Genomic DNA, 15,163 nt, shown 5'->3' with positions numbered 1-15,163 from the left:
TTGAAGAATTATCAGTAGCCAAGTCTCGAGTAGGTAATAACATTTTTTCATTCTACTAAATAGTGTTTTACTAAAATTGAATTTTAGTAATTCTAAGTAGTTTGGAATGTACTATTAACAAAAGATTAACAACATTAATCTTTGTGTATATTCTAAGATTTTAGAGTGAACAATATGAAATTAAGATACGAGGAGTTTTAAAATGCATAAGAAAATGAACTATTTAATCTTTCTTTTAATAACTGTATTGATGGTTGGTTGTACCAATACAGGAGATAATTCCATTAAAAATGTAGAATTAAAACCGCAAGAAGTAACTACAGTTGGTACAAATAATAATAAAGATAAAGAAGAAACTATCACTACGGTTGTCGAGGAACAAGAAGTAGATGTCGTAGTAGAGGAAACAACAACCGAACCCAAGAATGAATTATTCTCAGGGTACAAACTTATTGAAGTTGCTGGTGGTGATTTGTCTGGATATCGTGAACCTAACGTTGCCGTTGACATTGGTTATGGGAACCGTGAATATTGGGCATTTACTAATGAATACGGACAACTAGTACGTGTCATTGCTGATGAAATCATTCTACAAGATGATAGTAACGAACCTGTATTATCATCTGGCAGATACTATTCTGATGAGGCAAAGGTTCCTGGTGTCGTAAGTGACGTTTTAGATGAAGGACATATCATTGCTGATTCTCTCGGAGGGGTATCGAATGCTTATAATATTACACCACAAGATAGTACACTCAACCGACATGGTGATCAAGCTTATATGGAAGACGTGATCCGTAGTACAGGTGGAGCTACTAATTTTGAAGCAATTATTACATATCCGAATACGGAAACGCAGATTCCTTCACGTTATCAGTATACCTATACTTTAATGGGTAACGAAATCGTTGATACATTTTACAATGTGAACCCTGATGAAGTAAACGCATCTCTTGGTTTAACAAGTACTGAGCCTTCTGAATCAACTAGTTCAAACACAAACGGTGATATTTCTAGTGTTGATACAAACGGTAATGGACAGGTGACGATTAAAGAAGCAAAAGCAGCAGGTTTCAGTATGCCAATAATGAGTGATCATTGGTTATATCCTTTCATGCGCGATAATGATAATGACGGTATGGTAGGTGAGTAAGCTCCTAGAATTAATAGCGAAAGAACATTTTCCTCGTTAAACGATTTATAACAATTTGCAAATGGATGTCTATACAGAACAACTGAAGTTAATGGTCATATCATCTATAAAATTTGTACTGTAAAAATATATTTATTTCTCACCAAGATTTAGATGATCCGGGAATGCACGAAAAATCGAGTAAGTTATTCCTATCCGGGTAGTCCCATAAAAAGAAAAAAAGTAATAAAAGAACTTTATTTAACGGGGAATGGGTATTTGTTTGTAGGTTACTTACCAGAGTTTCATAATCAGATGGATAAAAACAGATTTATAAATATCAAGTCAATGACACGTGATGAGTTAAGTATAGCGATCAGAAAAGTAATCCTATCTTTTCATTCAACAACGCGAAATTAATGATTTACGTTCACAATACCTTGTAATCATTAAATTGACGAACTGTTAAAGAGTAATTAAGAGTATTTCAGGAAACTTTAGTAATATGTAATAAAATCCAGTTATTTTAAGGAGATGTTTATTTGAAAAATGTGATTGAATTATTTGAAAAATACATAGCAAATCTAGGGTTAGATAGTTTGATTAAGAAGAAGGAACTGCATCAGGAGTTTTTAAATTTATTTCCATATGAAAAGTTAAAGAATATGCCACTTGAAGAGTACGCACTAGGGGTAAATCCACAAGGGTCATTCAGTTGGTGGCTAGAATATAACACAATCCCTTTAGGAAGTATTAAGGGTGGTAATGCGGGGAAACATATTATCTACTATAAAAAGAAAGAGAATACATGGATTTATCCACCTGAATTTGAAAATGAGCAAGATGCTTGGGAGAGACTACGCAGTGATATATTAGAAACTATCGATCATTTAAACAAAAGAGACTATGAACCACTTGTTTCCACAAATTTATTAAATCGTGGAAACATGTTAAAAGGTAAAATTTCCTACCTATATTCCTCAGATAAACTAATGCCTATTTATCAAGAACAACACCTCAAAAAGTTTTTAAGTGAGCTCGGTACTAAAGAAGATGAGCTGATAACACGTGACACAATCGAACTGAGTATATTATTACATGAGAAACTATATGAGCACTCTGAATTTAAGCAATACGATGAAATCGTGCTAGCTAATTTTCTTTATACTACATTTATGCAGCAAGACGTTATTTATAAAATTGCACCAGGTAAAGATGCTGAAAATTGGGATTCTTGTAAAGAAAATTCTATCATCACACTCGGATGGAATGATGTCGGAGATTTAAGTCAGTATAATGACTTCAAGGAATTTAAAAAAGCATTTATTCAGCAAGGTTTTTACGACAATGCTTCCACAAATACAAGGAAAGCAAATGAGGTCTGGGATTTCTATAATTTACAGCCTGGTGACCGTGTCCTAGCGAACAAAGGAACAACTCAAGTTTTGGCAATCGGTACTGTTAATGAAAAAGGATATAAGTATGGTACAGATTTACAGAGATATCAACATACAGTTGGGGTAACGTGGGATACCATATATGAAGGTGGTTTAACAATACCTGCACAGAAAAAGTGGAAAACGGTCACAGTCGATAAGGTTCCTGTAAAAACGGTTGATGGCTGGATTGAAGGCGAGACAAATTCTATAATAACTATTCAAACTGAGAAGATTGAAAACAATAATACATTGTTTCCTATAATCGAGAAGGCTATAGCACGAAAAGGTCAAATTATTCTATATGGTCCTCCAGGTACAGGGAAAACTTATACAGTACTTCAATATTTAAGATGGAAAGAGGAACAAAAACCAATTCAACTTGAATTTTGTACATTCCATCCTTCCTATCAATATGAAGACTTTATTGAGGGATTCAAACCAGTTGAACAAAATGGGACCGTTTCTTTTAAGATGCAAGATGGTGTATTTAAACAATTTATCCAGCGTGCTCAACAATCACCAAGTGAGTCATTTTACTTCATAATTGATGAATTAAATCGTGGAAACGTACCGAAGATTTTTGGCGAACTCATCACACTGTTAGAAAAAGATAAACGAGGGATGGCTTTGACGCTACCTCAAAGTAAAGATCCATTCAGCGTTCCGAAAAATGTTTATTTAATAGCGACAATGAATACAGCTGACCGTAGTATTAAAATGATGGATGCTGCGATTAAACGCCGTTTTGCCTTTGTAGAGTGCATGCCTGAATATGATTTGCTGGATGCACCAATAGACATGCTAAATATTACACCTGCACAGATTCTAAAAGAGCTAAATAAAAAGATAGTTGAGGTACAAGGTCGTGATTTGCAAATTGGTCATGCGTATTTTATGGATGGTGGAACGGTTGTTTCGACTGTAGACCAATTAAAAGATATTTTTCAGTACGATATAGTTCCACTTGTCCAAGAGTATTGTTTTGATAATTACTCAATGCTTGCAGAGATATTTGGTGAGAGTTTTGTTGATGTACACAATCAGGAAATCAATGGTGAAATTTTTAGTGATCATGATGCAGCTTTTATTGAAGCCCTTGAAAGTCATTTCCAGGTGAATGATGATGAAAGATGAGATAAAGATACAGGAATACAATGAACGACTTATTATGGGATATGAGTGTAGCGAAATAGACAGGTCTTATTTGCGACACTATGCAACCATACATAAAAACACCCCATGGGAACAGCGGTTTTATTTTGATGAATTGAAGGATGGGTTGCGAATTAGAACGACAAGCTTTGTCGGATTAATTGAATTAGAACGTTTAAGAATCATTATTCAACCTAAGTTTGATGATACATTTACTGAAGTAATCAACATGGCTCTTTTTGCAAATGGGAGACCCTTTTGGTCAGAGGTAGAAACAAGGGGAAGTATGGAGAAAAGTGAACTGTTTAGAATGCTCATTTCAAAGTTTTTAAATGAAACAGAAAACCTTTTGAAAAAAGGTTTAAAAAAAGACTACGTGGAGCACTCTGGAAACTTAAAACAAGTGCGGGGAAAGGTTTCACTTAGAAAGAATGCGCTGCATAATTATAATCTACCTAACAATATCTATTGTGAATTCGACGAATTGACTCAAGATATAGTGGAAAATCAACTAATTTTAAAAGTCTTAACACTGCTTGATAAATTACCCTTAGAATCTTACCTGAAACATCGCATTTATATGTTGCAAATTCAATTTTCGAGTATTTGTGTTCCATATGAGGAAAGAAAATGGCCTGAACTTTCCTACAACCGATTAAATGATAATTATAGGGTTGTGCACACCTTTGGCCGGTTTATTTTCGAGAAACTTTTTTTACAGAACTATACTGCATCTGATAATAATCACTTTGCTTTTTTGGTAGATATGAATGAACTGTTTGAAAGATTTGTAGGAGCAGTTTTAAAGAGATATTTGCCTCCGCATTTTCGGGTCACAGAAGGACAGCGAATAACAAATGCAGTGTTACTTGATGGTCTACGTTACCGAGATGTAATACCCGATATTATTGTTAGAGATGAACGCCTCGAAAGAACATATGTGATTGATACAAAATATAAGGCATATGACTTTAAAAAAGTCATAACATCAGATATTTTTCAACTTGCATTTTATGCGCAATACTTTCAAAAAGCTGATATCTATAAAGCAACAATCGTATATCCGGTATTTAAAGGCATAGAGCATATAACCTCAAATAAGATTGAACTGAATAAACATGCTGTTCATTCTGGTTGTCTCTTTTTAAAAAGTGTATCAATCGATCAAGTATTAGAAGATATAAAACTAAGAAATAAAGCAGGGTTAAAGCGAACGGCGCTTAATCTTCTTTTGGATACTTGAAATTATAGAGTCATCGATGGATAAGGAAATCACATTTCGATTTTAATCAGACTTACGGATTAGGTGATAACAAAAATAGAAGAAAAGACCTCTTTGATAAGAACAATTAAAAATGAAATTTTTCGATACTTGATAATGTAGTAGATTTAATTGGTAAAGGAAGCTTATGTGAATAGAGTTGAGTTCTGAGAAGATAAATTAAGGATGTGAAGTTGTGGAAAAAAAGACAATCCAAAACGGTAGGTTTAAGGCGACTTACCTCAATGAAAAGTCAGCAATAATAGATGGACTTCGTATATTCCGACACACCAGCCGAATCGCTTTTGAAATTAATGGTAAGCTTACAAGTATCAACGATAATCCTACCTCTGTTAGAGGAAATCCGAATCTATACAATAAACTAAATGAAGTTCTTCTCGAATTAGGTGTTGAAGAAGGCGAATATGCAAAATCTAATACGAAGATTAATGAGAGTATTTGAGAACACTAAACATAGTTATTTAGTATAAAAAATTAGAGACGAGCCCTGATAAATCGGAGCTCGTCTTTAATATTTTAGATAATAGTGTTATTAAATAAAAATCTGCCTCCAAGTTAAACTGAGGACGGATTCTTTTTGTAGCTTATTTGGCTTTTAACACACCGCTTTTGATCAAATTTGTTAAGGCTCACTTATTTTTAAATCTAAAGTAAACGCTTAACCTTTTTAAATCTGTTTGTGTTAAAGAGGAAGGGCTAATATTAAGTATATATTCATTATCTAATTTCTGAATCAATGTTTTTGCAAATTCAATTTGTTTCATTGTTAATGGTTTTTCATCATTAGTGTCATTATTAGTTGCAATCTCTTCATTCTCTTCTTCAAGAGGAGTGAGCGTTTGTTTAATGTCATGTGTATATTTTCCAGACCTAATCCAAGAGATATCTTCCTTGGTTAATGCAAACCACTCGCCTTCTAATCGTTTATCGGAAAAATGATTATGAAATGCAACTTGTGTTTGATGGTAATTCGCAGTTTGTATTAGATAGATGAGTTTATTTTCAAAAGGTAATTTTACTCCAAAAAGATTCATGCGTTTTTCTACATGTTTGGTTTTTCCGATTTTAAATGTCCCATTCATATACTCTTGAACGAAATAAACATATCCAGGAGCCACCCCTTTAGTCATTGGGAAACTAATAATATCCTCTAACTCTTTTTGATTAGATTCAAAAAGATAGATTTTCTGTGTTTGGAAATGTGAAGGAATAGTTTCTGTTTGATCAGAGGAGTTGTTTGACATTATTTTATTTATTAAATTTTTAAGCATTTAGATAACCTCCTACATCAGACAATATACTACTAGTAAAAATGAGAATAAATTGGTAATCCATTTGGTGTTTGAGGAAATAAAAGTAGGGGTTTTGAAAAGGTATAAGAACTCCATGAGCAGCTTAAATTGCAAGTTGAGTCGCAAAGCTACCGCAGGATTTGTCTATAGGAAAATAAAAACGAGCTGTGACCATGTCGCAGTTCGTTTTTTCATTTATAAGATTATAGTGGAGTCAGGTTTAGTCTTAAGCGACAAGGAAACGGTAAACAATTAAATGCTGTGCATAATTATCCGAGGGTCTCTCCTTTATTAATCTTTAAACTACGTCCATGATAAACAAACACGAATGTTAAAGCTTTGATTATTGTGTTTATTTCACCAGGAACCATTTTGATTTTTTTATTAACAAAAATTTATTACTACAAAGAAAAAAGTGATAGATTTTTTTAATTTCTCAATTTTAAGTCTATTTCACTTTCTTGCATGGTAAAATATTCATAACAGTACAAATTAAGGGGGGTTCTTAGATGGGGATTGAGGAGTATCTGATAAAAACTGAACGAAAAATGAAAATACTTTTTCAGGAAATCCAGATTTTAAGTGAGGTTAAAATAACTTACAAAGATTATCTTACAATCTTGGGAAACTTCAAAAAGATATTAGAACGGTATGATGCAAAAAAACAATCTAAAATAGTGGGAGTCTTATGGCAAAACGCACCAAAGACGTGCTTGGTCATAACTGTGAATTATGCAATCTATAATTATGATGGGAATTTTTGGGGTAAGTTCAAAAATGAGATTTCTTTAATAAAAGATCATGATTGGAAGGTGTATTTTCTTCGACAACTTAAATTTGAGTCTGTGGTGATATTTGGTGAAAACAGTGCTCAAAAGTATGTGGAGAATATTTTAGGTCATGCAGGCATTCCTAAAAATAACATACATGAACTTATAAAAAATGTAATTGAACCCGCGGCAATTTATGATCTCAATGTTGAAGAAATTATTGAGTCTGTTAAAAAGGGGAGAAATGATGGTTCAATAGTAAAAACATATGGACTATATAAAAGTGTAAAAGACTTTATCCGTTTAGATAATTTAGTTTCAAATAACTTACTTTCACGTTGCCTTGAAGTATGGAAAGAAAATGACCGACCATTTACAGAAAAATACAGATCATATTTACCAGATCATATTTTGGAAGAGTTTGAAGGTTACGCGAACCAAAAAGCTTTATCTGGAACAAGTTCAAAACATTTTAGAATAGCTCGACCAATCTTAAGTTATTCTCCAGAGTTCCAAAATGTTTTTATAAAACTTCCTATCCAACGATTTGGGAAAAACGAACCATCAAGTATAGAGTGGAGAATATTTTCTAAAGATACAGATTTTCATGTAGTTACAAAAAAATATTCTTCTCCGGAGTCCGGGGAAGTAGAATTCATTGTTGATCGAAAAAACGGAGAGCACCCTGTAAAACCTTTAAGTGATTATACAGTAAATTTAATTATTGATGGAAAAATTGATGGTGAATGGGCTTTCTATCTCGATGAAAAAGTTGTGTTTGATGTTAAAACCTACAATCAAATAAATAAAAATTTCATAACTATTCCTAATGTATTACTAATCGTTAACGAACAAGCTTTTAACATTATTGATAAAGGAATTAATAAATACATAGTGAGACCTCTAAGTGGATACTGGTTAGGTTTCTATGAAATCGACTTGTTTATTACTGAAATAGATTCACTAGAATTTGAGACCAATACAGTATTATTAAATCCACTTCGAAGTTTGATGACTATAAATGGTGAATTATTTGATAACGTGAAATCTGATACTACTATTTATATTAATCAACCATTTGTAAATATTGATGCTGATATTCAGTCAATTAGTAAAGACTTATCAAAGTGGAATATCCGACTTAGTCATACTTATACAAAAAAGACTCTACGAAAAAATATTAATGAAATAAATTGTACTTCAACAAATGGTATAAGCATTAATTTATCTGATTTATTTTATGAAATGGGGGAAGTCTCTGGAAAATACTCACTTAGTTTAACTGGAGTATTAGGATTTGACGAATCAATTGAATTCATCTATTTATCAGAAAATGATTTTAATTTCTCGATAAATAATGGGACGCAGATGTATGTTACTACTTCTGAATCCTATGATTTTACTATTCCAACGATTTTAGAAGTTGAGACAAGAAATGATCTAATTAAATCGTTTTCTATACCTACACATCCTCAATACGTAAATGGAAATTTATTAAATAAAATTTCAAATGAAAGAATAGAGTTAATACTTTATACCAATTTAATCTCTTATGAAATACGGATGCAAAATGAGACCAAACCCATGGGACTAACAGTAGAAACAACACATTTTGATTTTAATAAAACCACTATTTTACTAGATTTGGAAAATCCATCTTTATTTAAAGATAAGAATACACTAATGGTAATTCTCAAAGAGAAATTAAAAACTGGTGAGTATGCATCAAAAACATTTAATTGTAGAAAAGGAAGAAAACATGTATTAGAATTAGATTTTTTTCAAAATTTACATGGTACTGCTAGCAAACGAACAATTGCTTTATCGATTCCAGAGTTAGATATATTGGAAAAAGTTGTAACTGTTGAGACAGAGTGGATTTTAGAAACAGTACATACTCCATCATTGACGAATAATCAATTGTCATGGAATTGTTCTTTCCAACCCGAGCAGTTAACCGCACGAATATGGTCTTTTCGTGTCGAAAATAATCTCTTTTTAGAGAAGAAAGTGGATAATTCTTTAGATTCTCTAAACGTGGACATGAAAGAATTAAAAGAAGGTTACTATATTTTTGAATTAGCAGAATATGAAGAAGACGATATTTTTTCTTTTTTAGATGAGGTTAAATTTCCAGTTTCGTTAAATAAACATAACAAACTAATTAAAGTAGATTACTATAATAAGCTCCCATCCTTCACTGAATGGCTCTTATTACAAGATGAATACGGGGATGAAAGAGAATGGGGAAGAAATGAATTAGAAGCGCTTTTAAGACATTTATGGAAGCATGAATTAATATCATTGCCTCTATTGTTAGAAAACTACTACTCATGCTGTGACTTTGGCGTGCAGAATATTGATCAATTACTTAGTATATTCCATTCTAACGAAGATAAGTCTTTTATCACCTTTATTAATAAAATTTCTGGATACCATGACTGGGATTCAGATTCATTTAAAACGGCAGTGAAATATAGACTTGTTCCACAGGGAAACAAAGTCGTCTATGCTCCAGATAATTTAATCTTAATCGAAAAGATGTCTCGACGAGAAAGGGCACTTAGCTATCAACGAACTAAAAAGTCTGAGCAATGTATAAGTGACTTCAGTATTAAACATGAGTATTTAGCTTTGTTTGAGAAAGTAGATTTCGATAAGGACTATAGAAGAGATGTGGCGAGTTTTTTTAAACAATTCAAACGAAAATTTGAAGATATTCATAGTGATTTTACAAAAAGTGGAGTTATTACAAAAGAAAATAATGCACAATTGAACAAACGCAAATTCTCTGTAGCAAATGAATTATATAATTTCCCGTATTATATTGGTTTGGCTGCTCTTTCAAGTGCGCTCATAATAGATCATGAAAGTAAAATGGAATCAACTTCATTATTTGATATTAAGCAGATTATACCTAATTTATTTGAAATTGAAGAAAATTGGTATCTTCATGACCTCGTTTATTGGAAGAATAAATTATTAAGTGATAACCAAGAAATTCAAGAGCAACAGGAAAGGAAATCAAAATATGAGCATACATCCTTTGCATGGAAAAAATCAAATTGATTCCGACTATCGTGATTACTTAGCAACTACTTTTCCAATTAATAACCATATAATTGAAGATGCTTTCCAAAAAGAACTTAAAGCAGAAAACCTTTTATCAAAAGGTCCGTTTTTAGAGGTCACTGCACCTTATAAAAAAGGAATGTCAATTCAGGAACTGGTTTCAGAAGGCATACTATCAAAATATTTTCTAACTTTAAATCAAGAAGAAATGCCATCAAATAGACCGCTATATGCTCACCAAGAACGTGCTATTAGAAAAGCAAAAGAGAAAAAGAATTTTATTGTTGCTACAGGGACAGGTAGTGGTAAAACGGAGTCCTTTATGATGCCTATTTTGAATAATTTATTTAGTGAATATGAAAAAGGTACACTTACACCTGGTGTACGTGCATTATTTATTTATCCAATGAATGCTTTGGCAAATGACCAAGTTAAAAGATTACGTTCTCTTTTAAAGGATACACCTCAAATTACCTTTGGACGTTATACAGGAGAAACTGAACAATTGGATTCAAATGCATTAAATAAATACAATCAACAAAATCCGGGGGTTAAACGATTACCTAATGAATTACTATCAAGAAATGAAATGAGGGAAAATCCTCCTCATATCTTGGTTACTAACTACGCAATGTTAGAGTATTTACTTTTAAGACCAACAGATACTGCTTTTTTTGATGGTCAATATTCTAATAATTGGAATTCTATCGTATTGGATGAAGCTCACTCCTATAATGGTGCAAGTGGAATAGAAATTGGAATGCTTTTACGTCGATTGAAAGATCGTGTACTGAAGAATCGTCCTTTTAATGGTAGTTTACAATGTATAGCCACAAGTGCTACTTTGGGTTCTGGATCAGACTCGAAACAAAAGGTATTAAACTTCGCACAAAATATATTTGACGAGCCGTTCCAATATAAATCAGAGCATGAAAATGACTTAATCGAATCGCAACGAATCGACTACCGAGAAGAACATCAAGTGTTACATCGTCCTTCTTGGTCCATATATTCCTACTTACTAGAACTCTCTGAAGAAGATATGTTATCTGAAGAGGATATTTATAAACTTGAGGAATATGGTGTAACGAATATTGAAAAGTGGCTCGGAAAAGATTTGAAAACAACTACTTTTCTATATGAGTTTTTAAGTGGAGACGAAAATCTATTTGACTTACGAGATTTGTTGAAAACAAAGCCCCAAGAATTGCAAAACTTACTTTCTAGGCTAATGGCAATTCAAGCTAAGTATGCCGATATTAATGAAGAGGAAATTCAAAAAGGATTAATTAATCTTGTAAGTGTTGCAGGAAAAACTTCGCCAAATGATTCACAAGAGCCTCTTTTACCTGCACGTTATCATGTTTTCGTTCGTGCAATAGAAGGATGTTACTTAAGATTATATCCTACCTATAAAGTATCTCTACAAGCAAAAAAAGTGGATGAAAAAACCAACCATCCATATTTTGAAATGGGTGTTTGTTCAAATTGTGGACAAGTTCACTTAATAGGAGAAGAAGACAATAATAAGCTGATTCAAAGAAAACAGTCTAATCAATCGGATGGATTAATCAATTACACAACATATATGATTAAAGATAATGAATATGAATTAGCGGTAGATGAAGACGAAGAGGAACTAACTGAAGAGGACAAAGAGACATTTAAAATGTGCCAATGTTGTGCCACCATTTGGAGTAAAGGAGAAGATACTTCAGTTTGTTGTAAGGAAAGAGAAGAGAAGAACATCAATTTAATAACACTTATTAAAGAAGAAATGAAACTTTCGGGTCATTCCAGTTGTAATCACTGCGGGAAAAAGAAATATAACCCAATTAAACTATTTCTAACTGGAAGTGACGGTCCGGCAGCGGTCTTAACCACTTCTCTATATCAACAATTAGTTATTGATTCACGCAAAACAATAAAGAATGAAAATGTGAAGCCTCTAAATGATCTTTTTGGTGATTTATTCCAAGATACTTTAAAACAAAATACGCAACAACAAATGCTTGAACATAAGTATGAAGCTCAGAAACTACTTGTCTTTTCTGATTCTCGTCAAGAAGCTGCATTTTTTGCACCTTACTTAGAATATACATATGAACGAGATTTATGGCGTTCCATTTTATATAGAACTCTTGAGAAATATGATAATGTTGAGTCGATTAGTTTAAAAACATGGGCTGCAGATGCTTATAGTGAAGCGTTAAAATGGGAAGTATACACCCCATTTATGGATAAGGAAGAACGTAAAACAATTGCAGAAGAGTATGTAATGTCAGAATTCATTAAAGGAAATGTGCGTATATCACTTGAGGGTACAGGTTTAATATCTTATGAACTAGATTTACCAGAATTAATGAAGATAAATTTAGATGCAATTGCTAATAAACTAGACTTTGAAAGTGGAAGCGAATTTCAAAATATCTTACAAGTTCTTCTAAGTACAGTCCGACATAAAAATGCGGTTACTCACTTAGAAAGAAGTAAATACAATTCTGACCGTATGAAGCCGGTAAATTATGAAAACTCGTTAAATAAAGAAGGTACGGATAAAAAAGGTTATGTAAGTGCATGGATGCCTAAGCAATCCAATATAAGACTCGATTATTTGAAGAAAGTTTTTTTAAGAAAAGGATTATCACTAGAAAATGCTGCTCATATGGCTAACCAAACGTTAAGTGTAATCTGGGATTTGATAAATTCACAACGTTTTTATGAAAGCTTCTTTAAAAGTAAAAATGGAAATAATTTAATGTTACATTCCAACTGGCGTGTCCGTAGAGATAAACCTCTTTTTCAATGTAGCGATTGTAAATCAATTACTTCATATAATGTAAAAGATGTTTGTATGACCAATGGTTGCTATGGGCAATTAAAGTTGATTGAAAAACATGACTTGAAATCTCATTATATTAATCAATATAAACGTATCATACCGGTAAAAATGAGTGTTAAAGAACATACTGCACAGTTATCTCCACAAAATGCTTCGCATTATCAAGAGCAGTTTGTTAATGGTGAAATTAATGTATTAAGTTGCTCTACAACATTTGAAATGGGAGTAGACGTTGGCGGTCTAGAAGCAGTTTTTCTAAGAAACGTTCCACCAGAGACTTCTAATTATATTCAAAGAGCAGGTCGAGCGGGTAGACGGAAAGCATCTGTTGCTTTCGTTTTAACTTTTGCCCAACGGAAGTCTCACGATTTAACTTATTATCAAGATCCAGGTAATATTATCGCTGGAATAATAAAGCCACCGGTACTTAAAATGGATAACCCTAAAATTGTAAAGAGGCACTTAAACTCATTAGTCTTATCAAAATTCTTCAGAGAAAATGATAGCTTATTTGGTAAAGTATCAGATTTTTTCTTAGATTCTATGACACTGAAATCAGGTCCAAAACTATTAGATAAGTTCATGAATGAAATATCATATGATTTAGAGCAATCAATCAAAAAGGTATTACCTAATTATGAAGAAATCATTAAGCACCCTGAAATGAAAGCATGGAAAGAAGAATTAATGTTAAAAGAGACGGCTCTATTAAAAAAAGTATCTAAACTTTATTACCAAGATATTGAGGAACTTCAAAAAATTAAAGTAGAAGATTTTAAAAAAGGTAGAAACACGGATAAATTAAATCGAGTATTAAATCGTATTCAAAGTGAAGGTTTAATCAGCTTCTTATCCACTGCAAACCTTATTCCTAAGTATGGGTTCCCAGTAGATGTAGTTGAAATGATAATTACAGAAGCAGAAAAAAACGATATAAGATTAAGTAGGGATCTTTCTATAGCGATAGGTGAATATGCACCAGGATCTCAAATTGTAGCTAACGGCACTATTTATGAAAGTACTGGAATTCGAAAAGTTAAAGGTTTGGAGGTGCCGACACTTTTCTATATAGATTGTAAAAATTGTAAATCGTACAAGGTCATTGAGCGAATTAATCCAAATCATCGTAGTCTAACAGCAAAATGTGAAGTTTGTGAAGAAATAAACGAGGTTTACAAAATGATTATTCCGAAATTTGGATTTACAGCAAAACGTCTAGAAAAAGCAAGCGACAGAAAGCCAGGGAGAGAAAATCGATCTCGAGTGTTCTTTTCAGAATACTTTTACTCTGAGGAACCCGCGATTAGAGAACATCAACAGGCGATGGAAAAAGAACATATATTTAGTATGAAATCTAATGAAATTCGTATTAAATACTCTTCGTTTGGAAAACTATCTGTTATTAGTAAAGGAAGAAGTGGAAGAGGATACAGTATTTGTACGCTATGTGGATCCATGATGTTAACGAAGGACGGCAAACATAAAAATCAAATGAATAAGAATTGTGAAGGTACGATTGAAAAGAGAATGGTCCACTTGGGCCATGAATTCATCAGCGATATTTTAGAAATTGAATTTAAAAACAGTTCTGTCTCCGCAGATGCATGGGATTCACTGCTTTATGCTCTTTTAAATGGAATCAGCATTTCTCTCGGAATAAACCGACGTGATATTGATGGGTGCGTCCGGTACAATCATTTAGCTACACCGACGCTTGTTCTGTTTGACAAGGTACCTGGTGGGGCGGGTTATATGCATGAAGTATATGGACAACTTGATAAAGTAATAATATCAGCTAAAGAACTAGTTTCGTCATGCCAATGTGGTAAAGAAACAAGTTGTTATGGTTGTTTAAAGGATTACTCAAATCAATATTGTCACGATATATTGTCTAGAGGGATTGTAGAAGAATATTTAATAAATTATGTGAAATAAAAACAAAGTACCGTCGAATTACGTATCCACATCTGAGAATAATTCATGTTAAACAGATTAAATCAAGTGCAACTATTGAAGATTCAAAAGAACAACAGATAACAAATTTTCCATACTTGTGGAAATAAAGTGTCTGAGAAAGTAGGTAAGTACTGTAGTGCAAATAAAGCTAGATTTAAAGGGAACATCAGAAACAATTATGAAGTGTAATTATTTGTATTCTTTAATCTGCGTTTATCAAGTATAT

7 protein-coding genes are annotated in these 15,163 nt (G+C 32.5%); 6 read left to right on the top strand and 1 reads right to left on the bottom strand.

From position 1 onward, the window contains the following. The first annotated feature begins 202 nt into the window (after positions 1 to 202). From ACHUE4_RS13610 to ACHUE4_RS13595, 4 genes are all read left to right on the top strand, one after another. Positions 203 to 1,153: a DNA/RNA non-specific endonuclease gene (locus tag ACHUE4_RS13610; RefSeq protein ID WP_394190947.1), complete on the top strand. Its 951-nt coding sequence runs from the start codon at positions 203 to 205 to the stop codon at positions 1,151 to 1,153. Between the two features lie 530 nt (positions 1,154 to 1,683). After that, positions 1,684 to 3,705, top strand: a complete 2,022-nt coding sequence (locus ACHUE4_RS13605; protein WP_394191018.1) for an AAA family ATPase — start codon at positions 1,684 to 1,686, stop codon at positions 3,703 to 3,705. Continuing rightward, a complete protein-coding gene (locus tag ACHUE4_RS13600) occupies positions 3,695 to 4,966 on the top strand; it encodes an McrC family protein (RefSeq protein WP_394190945.1) in 1,272 nt (423 codons plus the stop codon). Before ACHUE4_RS13605 ends, ACHUE4_RS13600 begins: the two co-directional genes overlap by 11 nt. 214 nt (positions 4,967 to 5,180) lie before the next feature. Next, positions 5,181 to 5,447 carry a hypothetical protein gene (locus ACHUE4_RS13595; protein WP_394190943.1) on the top strand — a complete coding sequence of 89 codons (267 nt, stop codon included), beginning with the start codon at positions 5,181 to 5,183 and terminating at the stop codon, positions 5,445 to 5,447. A gap of 187 nt (positions 5,448 to 5,634) precedes the next feature. Here ACHUE4_RS13595 and ACHUE4_RS13590 read toward each other — a convergent pair whose 3' ends face one another. After that, positions 5,635 to 6,276, bottom strand: a complete 642-nt coding sequence (locus tag ACHUE4_RS13590; RefSeq protein ID WP_394190941.1) for a GIY-YIG nuclease family protein — start codon at positions 6,274 to 6,276, stop codon at positions 5,635 to 5,637. 530 nt (positions 6,277 to 6,806) lie between these two features. Here ACHUE4_RS13590 and ACHUE4_RS13585 point away from each other — a divergent pair. Continuing rightward, complete coding sequence (locus ACHUE4_RS13585; protein WP_394190939.1) at positions 6,807 to 10,136, top strand: hypothetical protein; 3,330 nt, start codon at positions 6,807 to 6,809, stop codon at positions 10,134 to 10,136. Continuing rightward, positions 10,099 to 14,916 (top strand): DEAD/DEAH box helicase, encoded by a 4,818-nt coding sequence (locus tag ACHUE4_RS13580; RefSeq protein WP_394190937.1) that lies wholly within the window; start codon positions 10,099 to 10,101, stop codon positions 14,914 to 14,916. The genes ACHUE4_RS13585 and ACHUE4_RS13580 overlap by 38 nt, the downstream gene beginning before the upstream one ends. Positions 14,917 to 15,163 lie beyond the last annotated feature (247 nt).

It is taken from the genome of Paenisporosarcina quisquiliarum, assembly GCF_043641925.1.
In the GTDB taxonomy this organism is placed as follows: domain Bacteria; phylum Bacillota; class Bacilli; order Bacillales_A; family Planococcaceae; genus Paenisporosarcina; species Paenisporosarcina quisquiliarum_A.
This window is presented reverse-complemented; position numbering and strand designations above follow the sequence as displayed.

Excerpts from the sequence above, each read along its gene's own strand:
- ACHUE4_RS13610 (WP_394190947.1), top strand. The coding sequence starts at position 203 with ATGCATAAGAAAATGAACTATTTAATCTTTCTTTTAATAACTGTATTG.
- ACHUE4_RS13600 (WP_394190945.1), top strand. The coding sequence starts at position 3,695 with ATGAAAGATGAGATAAAGATACAGGAATACAATGAACGACTTATTATG.
- ACHUE4_RS13590 (WP_394190941.1), bottom strand. The coding sequence starts at position 6,276 with ATGCTTAAAAATTTAATAAATAAAATAATGTCAAACAACTCCTCTGAT.
- ACHUE4_RS13585 (WP_394190939.1), top strand. The coding sequence starts at position 6,807 with ATGGGGATTGAGGAGTATCTGATAAAAACTGAACGAAAAATGAAAATA.
- ACHUE4_RS13580 (WP_394190937.1), top strand. The coding sequence starts at position 10,099 with ATGAGCATACATCCTTTGCATGGAAAAAATCAAATTGATTCCGACTAT.